At 71.7% G+C, this 21,669-nt stretch carries 21 protein-coding genes; 8 read left to right on the top strand and 13 right to left on the bottom strand.

Going from position 1 to position 21,669, the window contains the following annotated elements; all coding sequences use genetic code 11:
• Position 1 precedes the first annotated feature (1 nt).
• Entirely contained in the window at positions 2-1,315 is a 1,314-nt protein-coding gene (locus tag ACFUK0_RS24135; RefSeq protein WP_380253530.1) for a hypothetical protein, read from the bottom strand.
• A 627-nt stretch (positions 1,316-1,942) separates the two neighbouring features.
• Positions 1,943-2,473: an NUDIX domain-containing protein gene (locus ACFUK0_RS24130; RefSeq protein ID WP_380253528.1), complete on the bottom strand. Its 531-nt coding sequence runs from the start codon at positions 2,471-2,473 to the stop codon at positions 1,943-1,945.
• 165 nt (positions 2,474-2,638) lie between these two features.
• On the opposite strand from ACFUK0_RS24130, the gene ACFUK0_RS24125 reads away from it, so the two are divergent.
• A complete protein-coding gene (locus ACFUK0_RS24125) occupies positions 2,639-3,943 on the top strand; it encodes a UDP-glucose dehydrogenase family protein (RefSeq protein WP_380253526.1) in 1,305 nt (434 codons plus the stop codon).
• A 148-nt stretch (positions 3,944-4,091) separates the two neighbouring features.
• On the opposite strand, the gene ACFUK0_RS24120 is transcribed toward ACFUK0_RS24125, so the two are convergent.
• Entirely contained in the window at positions 4,092-4,802 is a 711-nt protein-coding gene (locus ACFUK0_RS24120; RefSeq protein ID WP_380253524.1) for a hypothetical protein, read from the bottom strand.
• 63 nt (positions 4,803-4,865) lie between these two features.
• Positions 4,866-5,030 carry a hypothetical protein gene (locus tag ACFUK0_RS24115; RefSeq protein WP_380253522.1) on the bottom strand — a complete coding sequence of 55 codons (165 nt, stop codon included), beginning with the start codon at positions 5,028-5,030 and terminating at the stop codon, positions 4,866-4,868.
• Positions 5,031-5,235: 205 nt separating this feature from the next.
• On the opposite strand from ACFUK0_RS24115, the gene ACFUK0_RS24110 reads away from it, so the two are divergent.
• Positions 5,236-5,973 carry a hypothetical protein gene (locus tag ACFUK0_RS24110; RefSeq protein WP_380253520.1) on the top strand — a complete coding sequence of 246 codons (738 nt, stop codon included), beginning with the start codon at positions 5,236-5,238 and terminating at the stop codon, positions 5,971-5,973.
• Between the two features lie 107 nt (positions 5,974-6,080).
• On the opposite strand, the gene ACFUK0_RS24105 is transcribed toward ACFUK0_RS24110, so the two are convergent.
• From ACFUK0_RS24105 to ACFUK0_RS24090, 4 genes are read right to left on the bottom strand one after another with little or no spacing between them, the layout of a single operon-like run.
• A complete protein-coding gene (locus ACFUK0_RS24105; RefSeq protein ID WP_380253518.1) occupies positions 6,081-6,464 on the bottom strand; it encodes a hypothetical protein in 384 nt (127 codons plus the stop codon).
• Complete coding sequence (locus ACFUK0_RS24100) at positions 6,461-7,297, bottom strand: class I SAM-dependent methyltransferase (protein ID WP_380253516.1); 837 nt, start codon at positions 7,295-7,297, stop codon at positions 6,461-6,463. Before ACFUK0_RS24100 ends, ACFUK0_RS24105 begins: the two co-directional genes overlap by 4 nt.
• Positions 7,294-8,559, bottom strand: a complete 1,266-nt coding sequence (locus tag ACFUK0_RS24095) for a hypothetical protein (RefSeq protein WP_380253514.1) — start codon at positions 8,557-8,559, stop codon at positions 7,294-7,296. The genes ACFUK0_RS24100 and ACFUK0_RS24095 overlap by 4 nt, the downstream gene beginning before the upstream one ends.
• Positions 8,556-10,145 (bottom strand): DNA polymerase subunit beta, encoded by a 1,590-nt coding sequence (locus ACFUK0_RS24090; protein WP_380253512.1) that lies wholly within the window; start codon positions 10,143-10,145, stop codon positions 8,556-8,558. Before ACFUK0_RS24090 ends, ACFUK0_RS24095 begins: the two co-directional genes overlap by 4 nt.
• Before the next feature lie 325 nt (positions 10,146-10,470).
• On the opposite strand from ACFUK0_RS24090, the gene ACFUK0_RS24085 reads away from it, so the two are divergent.
• Positions 10,471-11,769, top strand: coding sequence for a hypothetical protein (locus tag ACFUK0_RS24085; protein ID WP_380253510.1), 1,299 nt, complete (start codon positions 10,471-10,473; stop codon positions 11,767-11,769).
• Positions 11,766-12,350, top strand: a complete 585-nt coding sequence (locus ACFUK0_RS24080) for a GNAT family N-acetyltransferase (RefSeq protein WP_380253508.1) — start codon at positions 11,766-11,768, stop codon at positions 12,348-12,350. Before ACFUK0_RS24085 ends, ACFUK0_RS24080 begins: the two co-directional genes overlap by 4 nt.
• A gap of 68 nt (positions 12,351-12,418) precedes the next feature.
• Here ACFUK0_RS24080 and ACFUK0_RS24075 read toward each other — a convergent pair whose 3' ends face one another.
• From ACFUK0_RS24075 to ACFUK0_RS24065, 3 genes are all read right to left on the bottom strand, one after another.
• Complete coding sequence (locus ACFUK0_RS24075) at positions 12,419-12,892, bottom strand: hypothetical protein (protein WP_380253506.1); 474 nt, start codon at positions 12,890-12,892, stop codon at positions 12,419-12,421.
• Positions 12,893-13,545: 653 nt separating this feature from the next.
• Complete coding sequence (locus tag ACFUK0_RS24070) at positions 13,546-14,145, bottom strand: DUF6193 family natural product biosynthesis protein (protein ID WP_380253504.1); 600 nt, start codon at positions 14,143-14,145, stop codon at positions 13,546-13,548.
• Between the two features lie 445 nt (positions 14,146-14,590).
• On the bottom strand, positions 14,591-14,974 hold the full coding sequence (locus ACFUK0_RS24065; RefSeq protein ID WP_380253502.1) for a hypothetical protein: 384 nt from the start codon (positions 14,972-14,974) through the stop codon (positions 14,591-14,593).
• Between the two features lie 101 nt (positions 14,975-15,075).
• Between ACFUK0_RS24065 and ACFUK0_RS24060 the strand changes: the two genes are divergently transcribed.
• Together ACFUK0_RS24060 and ACFUK0_RS24055 are read left to right on the top strand one after the other, a co-directional pair.
• Positions 15,076-15,633 carry an SMI1/KNR4 family protein gene (locus ACFUK0_RS24060; RefSeq protein WP_380253500.1) on the top strand — a complete coding sequence of 186 codons (558 nt, stop codon included), beginning with the start codon at positions 15,076-15,078 and terminating at the stop codon, positions 15,631-15,633.
• Positions 15,634-16,868: 1,235 nt separating this feature from the next.
• The gene (locus ACFUK0_RS24055; protein WP_380253498.1) at positions 16,869-17,189 is read left to right on the top strand and encodes a hypothetical protein; all 321 of its coding nucleotides are present in this window, start codon (positions 16,869-16,871) and stop codon (positions 17,187-17,189) included.
• A gap of 256 nt (positions 17,190-17,445) precedes the next feature.
• Here ACFUK0_RS24055 and ACFUK0_RS24050 read toward each other — a convergent pair whose 3' ends face one another.
• The gene (locus ACFUK0_RS24050; protein ID WP_380253496.1) at positions 17,446-17,907 is read right to left on the bottom strand and encodes a hypothetical protein; all 462 of its coding nucleotides are present in this window, start codon (positions 17,905-17,907) and stop codon (positions 17,446-17,448) included.
• Between the two features lie 358 nt (positions 17,908-18,265).
• On the opposite strand from ACFUK0_RS24050, the gene ACFUK0_RS24045 reads away from it, so the two are divergent.
• Complete coding sequence (locus ACFUK0_RS24045) at positions 18,266-18,469, top strand: hypothetical protein (protein ID WP_380253494.1); 204 nt, start codon at positions 18,266-18,268, stop codon at positions 18,467-18,469.
• A 711-nt stretch (positions 18,470-19,180) separates the two neighbouring features.
• Here ACFUK0_RS24045 and ACFUK0_RS24040 read toward each other — a convergent pair.
• On the bottom strand, positions 19,181-20,221 hold the full coding sequence (locus ACFUK0_RS24040) for a hypothetical protein (protein WP_380253492.1): 1,041 nt from the start codon (positions 20,219-20,221) through the stop codon (positions 19,181-19,183).
• A gap of 263 nt (positions 20,222-20,484) precedes the next feature.
• On the opposite strand from ACFUK0_RS24040, the gene ACFUK0_RS24035 reads away from it, so the two are divergent.
• A complete protein-coding gene (locus ACFUK0_RS24035; protein ID WP_380253490.1) occupies positions 20,485-21,666 on the top strand; it encodes a Ku protein in 1,182 nt (393 codons plus the stop codon).
• Positions 21,667-21,669 lie beyond the last annotated feature (3 nt).

Raw genomic sequence — 21,669 nt, 5'->3', positions numbered from 1 at the left:
CTCAGGCCGTCAGCGCGGTGAGGACCAGATGCTTGGTGGCCGCGATGCTCACCATCTCGGCGTCGAACGTCTCGGTCCAGCCTCCTTGCGGCATCTCGGACTCACCGAGGCGTGCCGGAACGTTGAGCGTCTTCCGGATGTGACGGAGGACGCCCTGCTCGATGCGGAACGCCTCCTCACCGCTCTCGACCCTGATATGGAACTCCTCTGTCCATCCGTGCCGCCGGTGGACAGCGATGCGGCTGCTGTTCGTACCGCATATGCCGATCTTGCGAGTGGCTCGGTCGGGGCTGAGAATCACGTACACGAGCGCTGGCGCGGCGAGGTGCAGTCCGTACTTGGCGCAGAAGCGGCACCCGGGCTGAGTCTTCCGCCGCACCGCTCCGAGCTGGGGAGTGGACTCCCGGCCGCACCCCTCCCGCAGACAGCGCACCCGCCAGGGCCTGTTCGTCCCGGCGAAGTCCTCGGTGGGCTGCAGCCCGCGGGACAACATGATCGCTTCGGCAGCTTCCGGGTCGACCGGGCCGTGTCCCGAGCAGTAGAGGCAGCGGGTCCCCTGACGCATCACGGACAGCAGTCGGGGAGCCGATTCGTGCCCCTTCCTGCAGAGGCTCGGCCAGGGTTCGCTCATCGTGTTGTAGGGGGTCAGGGGGAAGTAGCCGGCCAGGTTCATCAGTGCCTCGGCTTCCCGGGCATCTTTGCGCCGGGCCAGGCCCGCCCTGGCGAAGCTGCACGGTGCGCAGCCCCCCTTCCCGCCGACGAGTTTGATGGCCTTGGCGGTCACCTCCCCGTCGCACGACAGGCACCGGCAGCGCCACTCCACCTGGGAATCACCGGGGTAGTCCTCCAGTGGCTCCAGCCCACGTTCTTCGGCGGCACCCCGGGCCTGGCTGGCGGAGATGCGCCGCTTGGCACCCCGGACCTTGCGGGCGCACGATTCGCAGCCGCCCCTCCCCTGCTTGATGTCGCTGTGCTTGGGCGTGACCACGAGCCCGCACTCCCGGCACGTGCAGGGCCAGTGGCGCTTCGAACCGGCATAGTCGGTGAGCGGTTCTAGGCCTGCATCGAGCATCGTCTGGACCGCTGCCTCTGCAAGGTTCTGCTCGCGCGTTCGGCCGGCCGCCCGGCGCCCGCAGTACTTGCAGGCCCTCTGTCTCGGCTTGGCGACGACGACGTTGGAGTACCTGGGTGTCACTAGGGCACCGCACTCCAAACAGATCGCTGGCCACGACGCCAGGCTTCCCGGGTAGTCGCAGAGCGCCCGGACCCTTCCGATCTCCTCGAAGTCGGCCTTGGCCTGCAAGGGGTCCTTCACGCTGCTCACACCTTGCCCATGATCTGATGGCGAAGATCGAAACTAGCGGAGCGCACTAACACCTCGGCTGACGCGGCTACGCTGAGCCCAGCGTTGCTGGAGGGAGCAGCAGGTGAACCGGAGGGTGCCCTTTGCCTCCAGTCGGCGCACGGCCACCGGACCATCACCGTGGCGCAGCACCGGATCATCGGCCTGACTTGCAACCCGGACCGGCGCGGTGGCGGCTGGGTGCCGCTGCGGGAGGCGTACTGGCGCCACCTTGGGGGACACCGGGGCTCGTAGCCAGTCGCCTCCGCAGGACCGGCCGCCGCAGGGTGAGGGTGCGTCCCTCCGTGAGGGTCCCTTCGCCCGGGTGCTGCTCCCCGGCATTGGTGCGGCCGCGCAGCCGTAGCCACGCCTGAGCCTGCGCGAGGTCGCGCTCGGGACTGCGGAGCAGCCGCGTCACCAGACTGCAGGCCGCCCCACCGCACCTCCCGCGTCGTTCATCCGAACGGGGGCCGGCACAGGACTCCGGCGGCGGGGGCGGCGCCCACCGGTCTCGTGACCGGGCCCGTCCGGCGAGCTGCGGCCTTCTTGGGGGAGCAGCGGGAGCGGCTCGGTCTGTGAGCCGGAGTTCGACGGCCTCGGTCAGCAGCTCGCTGCGGCCGTCGAGCCTGCGACGTTCAGGCCGTCGGTGAGCAGCGCGGTTGTGCGGGTGGTGTGGGCGTGCCAGAGGGAGGCGAACCAGTCGCGTTGTTCGGGCTGCAGGTGGGGCAGCCACTGGTCGTAGGTGTGCCAGGCGTGGGTGTCGTGTTCGGGGCTGAGGCGGATGGGCTGGCCGTCGGGTACGGGGTCGGTGTCGAAGGCGAAGTCGATCACGGGGGGCCAGCCGTCGGCGGCGGAGCGGTAGTCGATGACGAGCGGGCGCAGGATGCCGGTCGGGCGCAGGCCGGTCTCCTCCTCGACCTCGCGCCGGGCGGTGTGTGTGGGCTGCTCGCCGAGGTCGCCGAGCCCGCCGGGCAGTTGCCACCAGGCGGGGTGGCCGGGGTAGGGGCGGGCCTGGTGGAGCATCAGGATGCGGCCCGAGAGGTCGGTGACTAGCACGGTGGCGGAGACGGCGTGCGGGGGGAGGGCGGCGGCGAAGTCGGCGGGGGCGATGGTGGTGGTCGGGCTGGTCAAGCGGATCGCTCCTTCGGGTGTCCGGGAGTCGAGCGTATCGCGATCAACGAGCTTGCTCAGAACGCTAGTTGACTTGTCATCTGATCATTTCAGTCGTGGGCGGACGGTGGTCTACAGTGCTGGGCAGTCCCTGCAGTGGATGCCTTCGAGAACGGATCTGAGCGAATGGACACCCACCCCGACTCCCGTACCGTCGCCGTGTTCGGCGCCGGCTACATCGGCCTGGTGACCGGAGCGTGCCTGGCCGAGCTCGGCCACCGCGTGGTGGTGCGCGACATCGTGCCCGCCAAGGTCGAGGCCCTCACCCGCGGTGAGGTGCCCTTCCATGAACCGGGGCTGGGCGAGCTGATCCTGCGCAACGCCGGACGGCTGACCTTCACCCTGGACCCGGTGACCGCGCTGGCCGGGGCGGAGGTTGCGTACGTGTGCGTGGACACCCCGCCGGGCCCGGCCGGGGATGCGGACCTCTCCCGTGTGTGGTCCGTGGTGAAGGAGCTGAGGACGGCGCCGGACCTCAAGGCCGTGGTGGTGAAGTCCACGGTGCCGGTCGGGACCGGCGACCGGATCCGCGAGGCCCTCGACCGTGCCGGGCTCGCGCACGTCGGCTACGCCTCCAACCCGGAGTTCACCGCCGAGGGCAAGGCCGTGGGCGACTTCCTCGCGCCCGACCGGATCGTCGTCGGCACCTTCGAGGCGGACACCGCCGACCTGGTCGCCGCTCTGCACCAGGGTGTGGACGGGCCGGTGGTGCGGATGGACGTGCGCTCGGCGGAGCTGACGAAGCTTGCCGCGAACGCGATGCTCGCCACTCGGATCTCCTTCGCCAACGAGATCAGCGGGCTGTGCGAGGCCACCGGCGCCGACGTGGAGCAGGTGATGGGCGCGGTCGGGATGGACCCCCGGATCGGGCCCGGCTTCCTGCGCGCCGGCCTGGGCTGGGGCGGCTCCTGCTTCCCCAAGGACAGCATCGCGCTCAAGCAGCTGGCCTCCGACACCGGTCTGCACCTGCAGCTGCTCGGCGCGGTCATCGAGGTCAACAACCTCCAGCCCCGCAGGGCGCTGCAGCGGCTGAAGGACGAGCTTGGCGGGTTCGCGGGGCGCCGGGTGGCGCTGCTCGGGATGGCGTTCAAAGCGGGTACGGACGACATGCGCCAGGCCCCGGGCACGGTGGTGACCTCCCGGCTGCTGGCCGAGGGCGCCAAGGTGACCTGCTGGGACCCGCTGGCCCGGGTGGGCGCGGCCGAGACAGAGGTCTGGTCGGCCGCCACCCGGTACGACACCGTGCTGGAGACGGTGGCCGAAGCGGACGCGGCGATCGTGCTCACCGAGTGGCCGCAGCTCCTAGACGTGGCGTGGGAGGCAGCGGCCGGACAGATGCGCAGCGCCGTGCTGTTCGACGGCCGCAACCTGCTGGACCCGGCCCGGATGCGGGAGGCAGGCTTCACCTACCTGTCGGTGGGCCGGGCCTGAGTCGCGCACCGCCCCGACTCCGCCCTCGCGCCGGACAGGACCACATGACCGCCGCCGTGTTTCCTGACCGCATGAACCTGGCCTGGATGGGCCAGATGGTGGGCGGGCCGGGCGACTGTTGCCCGGCCGGCTCTGCGCTGACGGATCGTTAGATCTCGTTGGTCTCCGGATTCCGGGCGGGCCGGGGGTACTCCAGTGGGATGAACCCGCCCGGAAGGTCGAAGCCGGGAACGAACCGGTCGAGGTTCGGGCTAAGGCCGGTGGTGCCGAGATGGAACTCCAGGAGGGTGGTGGCCAAGCGGCCCTGCAGTTCGGCGACGTGCCGGCACTCGGTGGTGAGCAGGCGCGCGGCCCAGGGCTTGCGCCGCTCCGTCTCGGGGATCGAGGTCTGCAGGGCGTCGATGGTCCGGAGCTGGTCGTCCAGGAGGCCCAGATGGTGTGTGATCAGCGCGTGCGCGGCGCTGATCCCACCATCTCGGTTGCGTTCGTGCAGATCGGTGGTGTGGGGCCACCGATCTGGCGTCAGTCGGTCTCGGGCGTCGATGTAGACCGCCACCGCGTGGCGGTGCTCGGGCGGGACGGTGCCGAGCTCTTCGTGCTCACCCCAGCCGGCCCCGAAGGTGTCGGCGTGCCAACCCTCCGCCGAGGACCGCAGGCGGAGTTCGTAGTTGCCCAGGCCGGTGGTGTGCACGTCCGGGCCGATGCGGGTCCACCTCCCGCCGGCTACGAAGATGCGGGCGATGTCCTGCTCGACTGTCTGCCCCGAATGCCTGTAGGAGTCGACCAGCTCGGTGGTGGCGGTGAGAACCCGGCGGCCGTCGAAGGCGTGGCCGGGGTGGTGAAGCGCGACGGTGGTCATGGGGATGGTGTCGGCGTCGGGGCGTGCGGACTTGAGGCCAGGGCTGCGTGGCTGGACAGTGGTTCAGTTCCCGCCGGGACCCTCCGGTTGCTCGGCTGCAGAGCGGCCGGGGCCGCCGTCCGGTGGGCGGCGCCACCGCCGGACGAGGGCGGGCACCCTGGCCGCCAGGCCGATGCCGATGATCGTGGCGGGCAGCTCGGTGACGAGTCCCTGCAGGAGAAGGTCCATCAAGTGGTGCACGGTGAGCTCCAGTTCGGTCCGGGTGCCGTGGTGGGCACTCGCACCACTGTCCCGGCTGCCGCAGCCGGCTGCGGGGCTGTGTCCGCAGCCCTCCCGCATCGGTCGGGGGACATGACGCGGTTGGATGAATCCTCTACGATCAGGGCCGGATCACGGATGGTTTCGGACGATCCTGGACGGCGAAGGGGGAGCGGTGGGGGTACCTGACTGGAGCGGGAAGCCGTGGGTTGCCGATCTGGCGCTGCAGCGGCTGATCGACGCGCTGTGGAATCTGCGGGTCGACCACGGCTGGCCGAGCTACGAGGAGATCAGCCGGGCCAGCCGCACCGGCCAGGTCTTCAAGGGGCGGCCCGCAGCGGGTACCAGCGGTCCGGGGTTCATCAGCAAGAGCAGCGTGGGCGCGCTGATGACCTCAACCCGCGTGCCCGACTTCGCGGCCCTGCAGAAGGTGGTGGCCGCCATCGTGACCCACCGCTACCCCGTGCACGGCGGCATGCATAAGAGGAGCGTGGACGCGAGCACCCAGCGGTTCCTGGGGCTGTGGAGCGAGGCCGCGAAGCGCCTCAAGCCCTCGGAGTACCCCCGCGTGCAGTCACTGCGGGAGACCGGGGCCCGGTATCACCGGCTCGCGGAGGCGTACGAGGCGATCGAGCGCTTTGAGGAGGAGAGGTACCTCCCGAAGCCGCCGGAGCCCTCTCGGACGCCTAGTGAGCAGTTGTTCGACGACACTCCCCCGACTTGGTTGGAGGAGCTGGAGGAGCTTCGCCGTCGGTGGCTGGACGTGGCCCGAATGAGTGAGGTGCTGTTCGGTCCGGACCATCCGGACACGGTCGAGGCGTGGAAGCGGGCGCCAGCGAACGGGCGGTTCGCAGACGGCTGGGGCCCGCCCCGCGATGTATTCGGGCTTTCGGACGAGGCTCCGAATCCGTGACCGGCTCTCTTCGCACTTGAGGCGCCGGCCCGAACCCGGACTACAGACAGCAGTTGCCCCCGGCGGAGGACCTCCGCCGGGGGCAACTGCGTCGCGGCCAGAGTCGTCTACGCGAGGGCGGCCCGTTCGGTGACGGTCCGGATGTGGTCGGCCAACTGGGTCATCGAGGTGCCGCCCTGGCCGGTGGCGGTGCGCAGGTGGTCGACGGCGCACAGCGCCGCGAAGGCGACGTCCAGCAGTTCGCGCTCGACGTCGGCCATCGTGGCGTTGACGCCCTTGCGGGGGTTGGTGCCGGTCGCGCCGATCAGCGCGGCCACCGCCTCTCCCGCCTCCTCGGCGACCTTGGCGACCCGGCTCCACAGCAGGGCCTGCGCCGGGCGCTCCCGGTTGGCGGGGGAGCCGTTGATCCACTGCGACACCGCGTGGACCAGCTCCCCCAGCTCCTGCGGGTCGCCCGGTGCGGCAGCGGCTGTCGCCGGTCCGGCGCTCACAGTCGGGCCGCCCTGGCGGTGGTCGCCACCACGATCACGTGCTCGGAGGTGCCCAGCACGCTCGGCCGGCCCTCCAGCAGGCGCAGCAACTGCAGGACCTGCTCGGTGCGGGCAGGGTCCTGGAGCATGTCCCCGATCCCGGCGATGAGCTTGGCCGGGCCCTCCACCGGGAGCAGCGCGCGGACGGTGAGGCCGGCCGCGGCGGCTTCGGAGGCGAGTTCGTGCGGGTCGTGGAAGTAGGCGGTGGTCCACAGTCGTAGGTCACCGGACCGGTTGTGGTGGCGGCCGGTGCGCAGGTGGCCGGTGAGGGTGTCGAGGGCGCCGGGCAGGTCGAGCTTGCCGGCGGCGAGCATCTCCCAGGCGGTGTAGTAGCGGCTGGCCCCGGCCGCGACGACCAGGGCGCCGGGGCGCAGGACGCGGGCGGTCTCGGTCCAGGCGCGGTGGCGGTCGTCGGGGTCGGTGAGGTGGTAGAGCGGGCCGAGCAGCAGGGCGGCGTCGAAGGTGGCGTCGTCGTGGGGCAGGTCGCGGGCGTCGCCGAGGGCGGCGCCGGCCAGCGGGTGCGGGGCGGCGTCGGAGGCGTCGGTGGCCTGCTGGACGTGGAGGGGGACGGGGTCCAGCAGGGTGACGTCGTAGCCGGTGGCGGCGAGGGCGAGGGCGTAGCGGCCGGGGCCGCCGCCGATGTCCAGCACGCTCGCGGGCGCCGGCGGCAGGTGGCGGGTCAGGATGTCCGTGGTGCGCAGGTATTCGATGGAGCGGCGGGGGTCGGCCAGGCGCTGCTGCTCCTGGCCGAGGTTGTAGAAGTCGAGGATGGCGGGTTCGAGGGTGCCGGTCACGGGCTGGTCCTCTCGGTGGTGATGCCGGTGCGGTGGGCGTAGGCGTGCTGGAAGGCGTGGCGCATGGCGAGGTCGCCGGAGGTCATGGCGGGTCCGTGGGTGCGGTCGGCGGCGGTGGCGACGGCGCCGCCCAGCGCCGGGCTGGAGCCGATGGAGCTGACGGTCTTGAGCTGCATGACCAGGTACAGCTCGCCGGTGTCGTTGACGGGGCGGCGTGCGGAGACCTCGTCGGGGGTGAACAGGCTGAGGTTGTAGCTGAGGCCGTCCAGGGCCAGGCAGCGGTTGGCCAGGTCGGAGCGGGCGCGCAGCAGGAGCATCTGGCGCTCGGGGAGGTCGTGCAGGACCGCGCGCAGGCGTATCAGCAGGGCGCGGGATTCGGCGGTGAGCCAGGGCAGGGCGGCGAGGGCGGCTTCGGCGTGGCCGGCCGGGCGCAGGGCGGGCCGGCGCCAGGGCCCGGTGGGGCTCTGGCTGTCGGTGAAGACGGCGCGCAGCAGGCGGTAGGCGGCGGCTGCGGTGCCGTGGAGCATGCGCAGCAGGGCGCGGAATTCGGCGGTGGCGAGGTAGGGGAAGCCGGGGAGGCGGACCTTGAGGCCCACGGGCAGGTGCTGGCTGGCGTCGCGGGTGGCGTCCGGCGTCAGGAGACGGCAGGCGGCGGGGACGCGGTCGGTGCGGATCGCGTCGACCATGACCCGGTGGGCGAGATAGGCGGTCGGGTCGACCAGGGAGCGGCGCAGCGTCGGGTCGGGGACGTCGGCGAGGGGGACCGGGTGGAGGGTGCGGCAGGTGCGCGGGCTCCAGCAGTTGAGGTGGACGTGCATCCGCTTGTCCCACCACTGGCCGTTGTCCCGGTCCACGGTGGGGTCGTAGTTCCAGCCGATGGACAGCCGCCCGCGGTGCAGGCCGAAGGTGCGCACGGTGGCGGGGTCGGAGCAGTGGTCGACGAAGTCGGTGACCATGTCCAGCAGGGCGGCGAGGACGGTGTCGGGGAGTTCTCCGACGCAGGTGCGCAGGACGTCGTCACGGCCGACCAGCAGCATCAGGTCGTACAGGGTGTGAGGGAACGCCTTGTCGATCAGGGCGATGCGCTCGGGCTCGCTGTCCGCCGGCTTCTCGCCGATCAGGAACGGGCCGTAGTGGTCGCGGTAGCCGGTGAGGTTCTCCCGTTCGGCGGGCGGGGTGGCGAGCCGGGGGGCGATGACGGCGGTGTTGACCGGCAGCAGCATCGCGTCGGGCGGGTAGAGGTCGTCGAAGGTGGTTATCACGGGCGGCCGCCGGTACGGCCGGTGGCCGGGGTGGTGGGGATGGTGGGGATGGTGGTCAGGGGGCGGCAGCGGGCGATGTCGCGGCCGGCGGCGATGCCCATCATGGCGGCCTGGACGATGCCCTGGGCGATGCCGGCGCTGTCGCCGACCACGTAGACGGGCAGGCCGGGCACGCGGCAGGCGGCGTCGATGGCGGGCTTGTCCCAGAGGAACTCCAGCTCGGGGCCGACGACCAGGACCTGGTCGGCGAGGTCCTCCAGGGCGGTGGGGTGGCCGCCGTGGTCGAGGATCGAGGCGAGCAGGCGGCGCAGGCCGGCGGTGAGACTGGCGTGCTCGTCGTCGGTGAACAGCTGGTCGACGCGGCCGGTGGTGAGGTCGGCCACCGAGGGCTGGAACGGCAGGGCGGCGGCCAGCTCGGGCCAGTGGGCGGTGTCGGGGCGGCGGTCGAGGAACGCGCCGAGGCTCTGGGTGAAGGGGTGGCCGCGGGTGAGGTCGCGGTAGGTGGCGAGGAAGGAGTCGCGGGCCTGCAGGGCGTTGCCGCGGCCGACGGCCTGGCACAGGAGGCCGAAGTTGGCGGCCAGCGCACGGCCGTCGGCGGGGGCGGGGCGTTCGGTGGTCTCGTGTCCGTCCAGGGTGATGACCGGCTCGCCGAAGGCGCCCTCGTAGTTGGTGAACTTGATCCGGCCGCCGTTGGGGCCGCCGCAGAAGCAGAACGTCTTGACCTTGCGGGCCCCGGCGTCGAGCTGGGTGATCTTCAGGTCCGGGTGCTCCTCGCCGATCGGGGCGAGCAGCGGGGCGGCCATCTCGAAGCGGACCCCGAGAGAGATGTCCGGCAGGTCGGTGGCCACGCCCAGGCAGTGGAGCAGGGCGGTGGTGGAGGTGACGCCGCGCCGCCCGGTGGCGAGCACCAGGTGGTCCGCGCTCAGGCGCCGGCGGGTGCGTCCAGAGCGGCAGGTGAGCAGCAGGCGGGCGCCGTCGGGCTCGGCGGCGTCCAGCTCGGTGGTGTGCCGGATGGTGACAGCGTCGGCGAGGTAGTCGTGGAAGCCCTCGATCACGCGGCCGAGCGTGCTCTCGCCGAGGACGGCCACCGGGTACTCGCGGATCGCGAGGGAGTTGGCGTCGAACGCGTCGATCGCGCGGTCGGTGAGGTCCTGGCCCAGCAGCTCGGGGGCGGTGGCCAGCGGTTCGGTGAGCCAGGCGTAGGCGGTGGCGCAGAGGTCCTGCGCGGTGGCGGCGCCGAAGTGGTCGATCAGGCGGCGCCCGGAGGGCAGCAGGCTGAGCTTGGCGCCGTCGCCGTAGTGCATGCTGCCGCCGAATCCGGAGACGACGTTGCAGATTCCGGCGCAGCCGGTGCAGGCGAAGCCCTTGTCGACGGGGCAGGGGCGGCGGCGGTGGGCGCGGCCGGCCTCCAGCAGCAGGACCCGCCAGTCGGGGTGCTGCTCGGTGATGGCGCGGGCGCAGGCGAGGCCGCCGGGGCCCGCCCCGGCGATGACCACATCCCAGTGCTCGACGTGCTCCGGCCGGCCGCTCGGGGCAGCCGGTCCGGGTTGCGGGCGGCGGGAGTTCGAGATCGTGGGTGACGGCATGACAGTCCCTTCGGGAAGGTGAGACTGAGGTCGCGGGTCTGGGCGAGGAGCTGCGGCAGCGCTTCGCTGCCGGCTCGTTCGGTCTCCGGGTCCGAGGTGGGAACACGGCCCCTTGGCGAGGACTCACCGGCGGTACGGGTTTGCCTCTCGGGTTCACCAGAGAACCGCTCCGGGCCGCGTCGAAGCGATGTCAGGCGGGCGGAAAATCGGATGAAGAACCGCCCGGCGCCGGCAATTTTCGACTCACCAGCACTGTCGCTGAGCGTGCCCGAGTCGCTACCGTCTGGGTGTAGTTGCTGTGCTCGTGCACTCCGAGGGGGCGGACATGAGCAGCCCGAACGACACCTTCCGGCACCTTCGCGAGAAGGAGTGGGACATGAGCCGCACCGAGGCCGCCGAATTCCTGGTGGCCGAGGGCGTCAAACGCGGCGAGGCGCTCTTCCTGGTGGCACGGACGATCGCTACCTGGGAGGACGGCATGACCTCGTGGCCGCAGGCCCGGTACCGGCGCCTCCTGCACCAGGTGACCGGCCGGACGGCCCACGAGTTGGGCTTCACACCCCCGGTACGGCGGGTAAGGGCTGCGGCAGAGGCCGACGCCGGCCGGCGAGCGGAAGAAGGAGGGGATGAGGTGCGCCGACGCAGCATCCTGTTCGGGGCCGGGGCGGCTGTCCTGAGCGCCGCCGCCCCGGGCGCCGACACCGCCCGTCCGGCTCTGGGCCAGGACCACCTTCGGGCGCTGCGGGAGGCCGAACAGCGGCTGTACGCCCAGGACCGCGACCACGGCTCCGCCGACCTCGGCCAGCAGGCCGTCACCGCGCTGCACACCGCCCATTCCTGGCTCGCCCAGGGCCGCTACAGCGAGGAGCTCGGCCACAGGCTCCACACCGCCACCGGCATGCTGTCGGTCGCCGCCGGCTGGCTGGCCCTCGACGCCGGCCGGCCTGCCGACGCCCGCTCCCTCTACACCGAAGCCCTCGCCAGCGCCCGCCAGGCCGACGACCCGGGCCTGGAGGCTCACGCCTTCGCCTGCCTGTCCCTGCTCGCCCACGCCACCGGCCGGCCCCGCGAAGCCGTCACCACCGCCCAGGTCGCACAGCGCGCAGCGAGCGGTCTCGGTTCACCGCGCTGGCTCGCCCTGCTGGCGATGCGCGAAGCCCGCGGCTGGGCGCTCCAAGGCGACCGTCCTTTCGCCGAGCACGCCATGGTGAGGGCGTACGAGCTCTACGCCAAGGGTCCCCGGGATGCCGACCCCGAATGGCTGTCCTTCTTCGTCCCCGCCGAACTGGCCGGGCTGGAGTCCCTGTGCCGCGCCGACCTCGGCCAGCACGACCGGGCCGCAGCAGGGGCCGAGCAGGCCGTGATGCTGTTCGCCGACGGGCACCCACGCAACCGATCCCTCTACACCGCCGACATCGCCCTGCACCACGCCCGTCGGGCCGCACCGGACCTCGACGCCGCCACCGACGCCGCTCACCGCACCCTCGCCTACCTCCCTGATGTCCGCTCGGAGCGGCTGATCCGCTCCCTGCGCGACATCGCCGGCGCGCTTCAGAGCCACCGCGAAGTCCGGTGCGTGGCCACCTACCTCGACTCCTACCGATCCGCCGTCCCCGCAGTGTGAAGGACAAGCCCCTGAACGCGTCCCACGCCCAGCTGACCCTGCAGCGCTACGGCGCGAGCGGCGCCGACCCTCTACTCGACACCCTCGCCGACATCTGGGCCGAAGCCCACGCCGGACACGACGACGTCGCACGGGCCGGCTTCACCCCGGCCACCCTGCGCCGTCAGATCACCGGTCACGCCCGCCACGACGACTTCACTCTCGTCACCGCGTACGCGGCCGGGCAGATCATCGGCTTCGGCTACGGATTCCGCTGCACCCCCACCTACTGGTACGGCAAGGAGCTCCTGCCGCACATCGAGCCGCAGGAGGCACAGACCACCGGCTCACTGGCCGGGATCTGCGAACTCGCCGTGCGCACCGGCTGGCAGGGCATCGGCGCCGGAACCCTCATCCACGCCGCGCTCCTGCAGACGCTGCGAACGGAATGGGTCTCCCTTCTCGCCATGCCCGGCGACGAGCGGCCGGAGCAGCGCCTCTACCGACGGCTCGGCTACCGGCACGCCGGGCCGTACCGGGCCGGCCCCGACGGCCCGGTACTCGACCTCCTTCTACTGCGCACCGCAGGGGCCCCGCAGTGAGCCCCGCGGTCGAGTTCTTCGACTCCCGGCACCTGGAGCTGGTCAAGGCCGCCGTGCCTACCACCGGGTCAGCCTTCGGTGCTGCCGGCATCAGGGCGCTGAATGGCGCGCCGGATCAGGGAGACGGCCTGCGGCGGGGTCAGCATCACACCGTGATGCCCGAAGACCCAGGAGTACGAGATCAGCCAGTGCATGACCGCCATCCGGCGCAGCTCGGGGGCGGCTTCGTCCCAGAGCCGGCGGGCTTCGTTCTCGCCGTGCTCCCAGAGGGCGAGTCGGATCTCCAGTACCAGGGCGGTGGCGGGTTCGGCGGCCTTGGCGTTGGCCCGCAGACGGACGGCGCCTTCGCGTTCGGGCAGGCCGTACGCAGGCCGCGCGGCGAGCGGGCGCAGCAGTTGCAGGGCCGCTGCCCACAGTGCCTCGGTCCCCCGGTGCTCCAGCTCGGCGATCAGCCAGCGGCCCGCGTCGGGTTTCGCTGTCGCGACGAGGTCTTCGACGGCAGCTTCGACCAGGTCATCCAGGGGGAGGCCAGCGGTGCTCATCCGTGGACGCTACCGCGGGCCACCGCCAGTGGTGCCCGCCCGCCACGATCATTCAGCGGCGCGACACGGACGGCCTGTCGGGACGCGGCCGGGCGGTGGAGCGGACGGGAGCGGGCAGGGTGTCGGCCTGGCCCAACGACGTAGCCGCCGTTCTCGCGTCCGCGCCCTCACTCCCGTCCTCGGCGCGGGGGTCGAGAGGACGGCCGGCGCGGACGCCCGCGAACATCCGGCGCCCGCCGTGGGTGCCCGACCCGTGCCACCGCCTGCCGGTAGCGCCACGGCAGCGCAGTGCGCCGCCGAGCTGGAATCGGTGGAGGCGGAGGTGGCAGCACCGGAGACGGGGTGCTGCTTGGCGCCCCGCGTCCGCCGGACCTGGGACAGTGGCGACGTCTACGTCCTGACCGTGCACATGGCCCACTGCCCGATCTGGTCCGCCCGCTGACCGCCTGCCGGGCTGGCCGCAGCGAGGGCCAGGGTGACGCGGTCGGTCTCGGCGACCACCTGTCGCGCGGTGGACAACGGCTGTACGTCGGGGTGGGCCGCTGTTATCTGGGGTCCAGTCGGCATCTGCGCACGTCATCTTGTGCGTAGAGGTTGCAGGCACGTGAGGTAGGTGCAGGAAACGTTTCGACCGAAACGTTTGTCCTGGTCAATCAGCCGTCGAGCTTGATCGGGCGGAGACCAGTCGGCAGGTGGTGCACGGCCAGGGCCACGGCCTCGTGTGCTGTGGGGAACAGGCCGAGGTCGGGGGTGATGAAGCCGTTGCCCAGCCCGTAGGTGCCGTCGCTGCCCGCGGTCAGGCACGGTCCGACGACGGTCAGGTGCGGGCGGGTGGTGGTCGAGAAGCGCAGCGCCCAGTGGCTTGTGAACGGGTAGAGGGCGCGCAGTGCAGGCTCGGCGTACGCCGCCTCGATCAGGGTTTGGTACGGCTCCTGCCAGTCGTACTCCAGTTCGGCCGCTTCCTGGCGCCTGCCCTGCCACTCGGATTCCGTCAGGCGCGCGGGATCGTGGTCGGGTACCTCGAACCGGCCGGTCAGGTGTACGAAGGGTGCCGCCTGGCGGAGGTCGTCCAGCGTCGCGCCGTCGTGCCACGCTCGGGCGGCTCTGGCGACCTCCGCCAGGTCGTCCGTCGTGCCGTCGACTAGGGGCATGCCCTGGAACGGCTCCGTGCCGCGGATCGACCACCGGCGCTCGTGCGACCAGGCGCTGATCTGCAGCGGCTCGCGGTGCGGCAGGGTGCTCGCGACGGTCACGTGGAGCAGCGGAGCGGAATCTGGGGACGTGACTGGGACGGCATCGAGGCAGCTCTTCGCCTTGGCCCGGAGCGCTGTGGCGAGGCTGCCACAGGCCGCGACGTCGGGGTACAGAACGGAGGGATCAGGAGGGGTAGGCACGACATGTGATTGTGCCTGAAACCGCTGTCCCGCTCGCGGCCCCGAGGTCTCGGAGCGTTTCGGTCGAAACTCTTGGATCTGACGTTCGACCGCCGACAGGCGCCAGAGGTGGCAACCGTTCCTGAACACCCCCCAGATATCGTGCGGGCAAGCTCCCGTCGGGCCCCGTACCCCACATGCTTCACGCTGTGATCGGACCCCAGATATCAGCTCAGCTCACCGGCATTGGCAGGGACTCGCGACAAGCCCAGGGACATGGCCGTCATGAAAGCGCGAGGCTGACCGGCGACGGCGCCAGCCGGCGTCACCAAAGGCGCAGGAAGCTCCGGACGTCGTCATAACCGTCGAGAGCCCGACCATCCACGTCTGCCGGGTCCGTTTCAGCACGAGCCGCAAGCGACTTCGCCAGTGAGAGGGCGTCGTCGCCGAGATGGCCGAAGCGTCGAGCGGTATGGCCCAGGCACAGGCCGGCCAGCCCGAGAAGCGGACTGCCCGACACGGCGCGCCTCCCGACTTCCACGCACCAGTGCTCGACGAACTCCCGGTCGTCGTCGCTCAAGGCGATTCCGACCAGGGCCTCCGCCGCTTCGCCCTCGTGCGAGCGGTCACGCAGGGCCCGCTCCACCGTCTCGGCCGCGACCCCATGAGGCAGCGCGGGAGGGTTCTCGAAGCTCAGGTGAGAATGCATCCCGCGAGACTACGTGTCCCTGCGGTCCCCACTCCGCCGGCAAGAACGGGGCGAACGTCGCCTGCTGCGGCATGTCGGTGGGCTCTGGCAGCATCACGGTCATGATCGACATTGATGACCTCGTGCAACGCGTTGCCATCCGGGCTGCATCCGACAGCACGGGCCTTCCCGCGCCTGCCGGCGATGCCCGGATCGCGGAGGCCGAGGCGCAACTGGGCTTCGCACTGCATCCCCTACTTTCGCGCCTTTATCGCGAGGTCGCCGACGGCGGTTTCGGCCCTGACTATCGCCTGCTGCCGTTGCTTGGTCCGGGTTCCAGCGTCGCCGGCGAATACCTGACGCGACGTGAGGCGTCCGTTGGAGTGGAGCACCCGGAGTGGCCCGAAGGCGTCGTACCGATCCTGACCTGGGGCTGCGCCATGTACGCAGGCGTTGATTGTCTCAGTGAGGACGGTCAGGTCCTGCTCTTCGAGCCGAACCCGTACAGCGGCGGATCGTGGGATCAGTGCTGGTTCCTCGACTCCGCCGGCCTCGCAGCGTGGCTGGAGACATGGCTCGCGGGGACGGGCTGGTTCGAGGAGGACGCCTTCGACAGGGACGACCTGATCGAGCCCCAGCCATGGGACCAGGCCGCAAACCGACTGTCCTCCGGCGCATAGCGAAACACCAGCGCCTCGTCCCGTTGGCGCAGGCGCTGTCATCCCCGGCATGCTCACGGTTCTCTTCGGGGCGCCGGCATCGGGAAGGCGACCAACGCTCCGGCCGCGGACACGGGCGGCGTGGGCTGTTGGCGTGAGCGGGCCTGGAGGGTGCAGGGTATCTCCATGTCCGAACGCCGCGACCGCCGCCGTCTCCACGCCCGGGCCCGAGCTCTCGGGGTGCCCATCGAGCAGGTCGACCGCCGGGCTTCCCCTCGCCGGTCCGGGCCGCTGAGCGTGGAGGCCGTGTGGCCGCGCACCGCTCTGCCGGACCGGGACGAGCCCCCTGCCGCCGTCCGGGCGACGCCCCCGGCGCCGGTGGCCTGCTGCAGGCCCTCGTACGATCGGCAGATCACCGACGGCGGGACCGTGGTCGTGCTGACCCGCCATGTGTCCGGCTGCCCGATCTGGTCCGCCCGCTGACCGCCAAGCCCGGACCGTCTACGCGATTCCCGCCACCCACCGTGCTTCGAGCAGGGCTTGGGCCGCCTCCGGCGTCGGATCCTCCGTCACCCGGGCCGCCGCGGCCTCGATGCCGCTGCGGGCTTCGGCGGGAAGACCACGTGCCCTCGCACCGAGCTGGTCGAGGTACGCGGTGCAGCCGGGCCCAGGAGTGAGGTTCAAAACGGCTCTGACCGGAGTTGCGTGAATGATCAAGGGGCGGTGCTGGCTCGCTTGTTCCCGAGCGGGCGCGGTCGTCCGGCCGGCACCGTCAGCGAGAACAGCAAGGCGAGGGCTACGCCCCTTGCGTCCTGGCGGTCGTAACCCGTCGATGTGCGGATCTCCTCGATCGCTTCCTTGATCGCTCCTTGGTGGACGAGCTCACGGGCACGTTCCTGAACTGCCCGTGGGACAGGCAGGCGCATGGCCCTTACAAGATCGGCATCCCATCCCCGCCTCCGTGCACGCCAGGCGCGGAATCGCGGTCCAACCGACCATCCCATCGTTCCTCCGGGAGTCGCACCGTCGCACTTCAGCGGCGACTTGTGAGGATACGGATCCGGAGGAGCCGAAAGGAAGCCCGGCCGACCATGGCGCGCTTGAGGGTCTTGATTGTTGACGTGGCCTTCGACCTTCCCGGAGTTCCATTCCAGGGTGAGGCCGGCGGTGACCGCGCTAAGAGCCCGTAATGCGATCTTGTGGGTGCGGGTCATGGTCCTGTCTGCCGGAGATGCGCTCCCCGCCATACTTTCGGCATGGACGGCTACGACGGCAGTGCGACGCTCGAATGGTGGGCCAACCCATCGACATGCCTAGGCAGCTTCCGCGTGACCCTGACCACCTCTGTGGCCGGTGGGAGATGGAAGGGCGCTGCCATGACCGACAGCCCCCTGTCGGAGTCCGACAGGGAAGGCTTCGACTTCCTGATGCAGCTCGATCCGGTCTTCACTCTGCGCTTCGCGGACGACAGCACCGTATTGGTCGACGTCATCGCCGCAGGAGCCGACGAATCTCTCGTCCTCAGCCCCTTCGAACCGGGTGAACCCGCCGGCTCCCGGGCAGGAACGGAGCCGTAGTCAGCACGCTCGAAGCCTCCTGAAGTGCAGCCCGGTCGGGCCAGGACGACGGTCAGGCCGGTTGCTTGTCGAGGCGTTGGAACCGGTGGAGCCGGGCGAAAGTCTGCTCGACGACGTAGCGGAGCTGGCCGAGGCCGATGACGGTCTGTTGAGCGGGCCCCGCTGCAGGATCCGGGGGCCCACGGCACCCTCGGTTGGGCCTGCCCCCGCTCCCGGGGACAGGCCTGCCCGCAGGTACCGGCCCGGAGGGCGGCGCCTACACCTCGGACTCCGGCTGGAAGTGACGGCTGGTGCGCAGTTCCTCGCCCCGCCGGGCCGTGCCGACGCACGCCACGAAGAGCCGCCATCCATCTGTCATGTCCACGGTAATTCCGTAGCCGACGGCCGGCGGGACGGGCCTGGTGCTGAACCGGTCGGCGCGGATGATCTGCCCGTCGGTGTCACCGGCCGCCAGCGCCGTCAGCAGCGCCTGCTCGACCTGGGCGGTGGCGACCTTCCCTCCGCCCAGGTCCGGCATCGGCTGCGGCGCCAGGCGCTCGCCCTCGCCGGCCGCCGGTGCGACGCCGGAGGCCCCGGACACCATCCAGAACACCGAACCCGCGTCCTTGAGCGTGACGACCAGGCCGTAGGGGCGGCCCGGCCACACCACCGCCGACTCCACACCCCCGATCTCCACAAGACGGGCCAGAAGTGTCTGCTGAAGATCGCCGGGAGTCATGGCCGCAACCGTATCCCCGTTCTAACACCGGACCCGCCACCGGCACGACGCCGGACGCCGCGGATCGCCGGCGCCCCGTGCACGGCCCGGCCCGGGGCAACCGGCGCGCAGCGAACGGCCTGCTCACAGGGAGTTGACCCGCGCAACTACGGGTGTACCCTCCGCCCGCGCCGCCGGGCCCCGGCGTCTGGCCGTGGTCCCGGAAAACTCGTGGCGGAACCCTCTTGACCGGCTGTCTCCCGCGTCTAGCTTCCGGTGTCACAGGCCGCCAGGAGCGGGCCCACGGCGCCCTGTTGCGCCCGGGCCCTGCCCTCGGAGACCGGCCTGCCCGCAGGTACCGACGCAACGGAGGACAACGATGGACGACACGCAGAACACCCCGGTCTGGGACGGCGTCGAGCGCAGGAAGTACCCGGCCGGTCCGGCGCCCGCGGTGCCGGCGGCGGCCGGGCCGGTGCGGCGGTCGGTGCAGCGGATCGCCGAGGGCGTACTCGCCCAGGCCGGTGGCAACCTGCTGAACTCGGGGCTGCAACTGCTGGTTCTGTACGTACTCACCCGCTGACGCCATCCCCGCCGCCGGGCCCCGGCCGCCGTCCCTGCCGGGCGCTGCCGGGGCCCGGCGGCCGGGACCGCGCCACGGACACGGACGGCGCCGGCGGCGCGGGATGGAGGAGGACGGCCGGGCGCAGGCACCACGGCGCATAGAGGATCCAGGCGTCGCCGTAGGGTCCGGGACTCCAGCGGACGTGGCCGGCCCAGCCGAGCGGCAGGCGCCGCCACGCGCTCAGCACCCCCGGAACCCAGAAGCCGCCCACCCGCACCTCCACGATCCGCCACAACGCCACCCCGTGGTCCGGCACGCCCGCCACCGCGACATCCGGCAGCAGCGGGGCGTCCAGGTGAGGGGCGCAGCCCGCGGGCGGGCGGATCGGAGGGTCTATGGTGCCCACCGGGTGTCCGGTCGTTGCCGGGCGGGGGCGCCGGCGGGTCGTACCGTTGAGGCGGGGCGAGACGCGGAGCGGGTGATCGCGATGAACCGTGCCACCGGTGATCCGGCGCCGGTCATGACCTGCGGTGAGTGCCGGGAACTGTGCAGGTGGAATCCGACGGGGTATTGCAGCTGGGCGTGCTTCGACGCCCGGCCGCGGGATCCCGACAGTGCGCCGTACGCGCTCGCGTTCTTCTTCGGCCTGGGTCCGCCCACGCTGCTCGGCCACCCGCGCAACCCGTGAGCGCCCGCTTCGCCGGGCTGCCGGTTTCGGCGGTCGGTTCCTCATGACGCGGCCCGGTGGCGGGAGGGCCGGCGGTCCTGCTGGGTGGTCCGGTGCTCGGGGCTGGTGAGGGTGGCGGGGTGGACGGTTCCGGTGCCCCAGCGGTGGTTGGCGCGGTCGATGACGGGTTCCAGGAGGCGGTTGTTCTCGGTCGCGGCGTCGAGGGTGAGCTGGACGAAGCCGTGCTCGGCGGCGGCGAGGCCGTTCACACGGGCGGTGACCGCGCGGATCCGGGCCCGCTGCAGGCCGAGTCCGGCGAACAGGGCGTAGAGGGTGTCCTGGAGGAGCGGGGTGTGGGCGGTTGATTCGCGCAGGGTCCGGGAGCGGGTGGTGGTGGAGCGGTCGGCGTAGGTGATCTGCAGTTCCACGGCGCGGGCGGTCTTGTCGGCGGCCCGCAGGCGGGCGCCGAGGTCGACGGCCAGGGCCAGCAGCGCCTGGCGGAGCACGTCGGGGTCGAGGACGTCGCGCTCGAAGCGGCGGCTGGCTGCGATGCCCGCCGGCGGTCCCGCGACCGTGACGCCGCGCGGGTCGATGCCCCGGGCCCGGTCGTGCAGGAGCCGGCCGGTGCTGGCGCCCGCGATCCGCTGGAGCGTCGTGAGCGGCAGGCCGGCGACGTCGCCGACACTGCCGACCCCGTACCGGTGCAGGCCCCGCGCAAGCACCGGGCCCACCCCCGGCAGCGCCTCCACCGGCCGGGCCCGCAGGAACCCGGCGACGGCCACCGGATCGGCGTCCAGAATCAGGGCCTCCCCCGGCGCGCAGGTCTCGGCAGCCATCGTGGCGAGCATCCGGTTCGGACCGCCGCCGATCGCCACGGTGGTGAGGCCGTAGCGGGCGAGCAGCCGGGTCTGCAGCAGGTCCGCGAGGCCGGCCGGGGTGCGGCCGTAGTAGCCGAGCGCACCGGTGACGTCCATCAGCGCATCCTCCGGCGGCAGGGCCTGAACGACCGGGCAGACGTCCGCGAGCACGGTGAACAGCTGCGCGTACACCTCGAACGAGGGCCGGGTGAAGTGCAGGTGGAGGATCGCCCGGTCGCGCGTCATCCCGCACTCCCCCGGCGCTGCCGCATCCGGCCCGACCCGCACCGCAGGCCCGGCAGTGTGAAGCTGCCGGCCTGCCGGGTGCGGGAGAGCGGGTCGGTGGAGGCCATGCCCACATTATTCGATCAATTGTTCGACTGATCAAACGTCAGCCACTTCCGGCCGCGATCCGTGGCGCACGGCCCGGCGGCGTGGCACAACTGGAGGTGAAGGGGGGTCCCGTCCCGGGTGCCGGCCGCCGGTGCCCGTCCGAGAGGAGCCCCGCCATGGCCCGGCCCATCTGGAGCGGGATCCTGACCTTCGGCCTGGTCTCCGTCCCCGTCTCCCTTTACGCGGCGACGGAGAACCACACCGTGTCCTTCCGGCAGATCCAGCGCGGCACCTCCGACCGGGTCCGCAACAAGCGCGTCAACGAGCGCACCGGCGAGGAAGTCCCCTTCGGGGAGATCGTCAAGGGCTACGAGGTAGCCGAGGGCGAGTACGTCATCGTCGAGCCGGAGGAACTGGAGCAGCTCTCCCCCGGCCGCTCCAAGACGATCGAGATCAGCGGCTTCGTCGACCTCGACCAGGTCGACCCGACGTTCTTCGACACCACGTACTACCTCGGCCCCAAGGACAAGGGCTACGCCAAGGTCTACTCGCTGCTGCAGCAGGCCCTGGAGAAGGCCAATCGGGCCGGCATCGCCCTGTTCGCGATGCGCGGCAAGGAGTACCTCACCGCCGTCCGCGCGGACCGGGGAATCCTCACCGCGCACACCATGCACTTCGCCGACGAGGTCCGCGACCCCCGCACCGAGATCCCCACCCTCCCCGCCGCCGACGCCGCGACCGTGTCCGAGCGGGAGCTCGCGATGGCCGGGCAGCTCATCGACATGCTCGCCGTCGACTGGAACCCCGACCAGTACAAGGACACCTTCGAGGAGAAGGTCCACGAACTCATCGCCGCCAAACAGGCCGGCCAGACGGTCACCGCCCCCGAGGCCGCCCCCAAGCCCAGCAACGTCCTCGACCTCATGGAGGTCCTCAGCCGCAGCCTGGAAAGCGCCAAGCCCAGCGGCACGGCAGCGTCCGGGACCGCAACCGCCGAGGACGAGACCGCCGGGGAACAAGCTCGGCCGAACGCACGGACCGGTGCGGAAGGCTGGCGGACCGCTGGCGAGCAGCGGACAACAACGGCGGGCCGCTCCGCGCAGCGCCGGCCGAAGGACGCCGACGGCAAGAAGACCACCGCCACCACCGCGCGGGCCCGGACGGCGACCAGCGCGACGGGCAAGCAGACCGGCGCCGCCGCGGCACGGCGCGAGGACCTGTCCGCCCTGACGAAGACGGAGCTGTACCAGCGGGCCACCGAACTCGACCTACCCCACCGCTCCACCATGACCCGCGACGAACTCCAGCACGCCCTGGAGAAGGCCGCACGCGGCCGCCACCTGCGATCCGCCTCCTGACCG

Origin of the sequence: Kitasatospora sp. NPDC057223 (assembly GCF_042669755.1) — a bacterium.
In the GTDB taxonomy this organism is placed as follows: domain Bacteria; phylum Actinomycetota; class Actinomycetes; order Streptomycetales; family Streptomycetaceae; genus Kitasatospora.
This window is presented reverse-complemented; position numbering and strand designations above follow the sequence as displayed.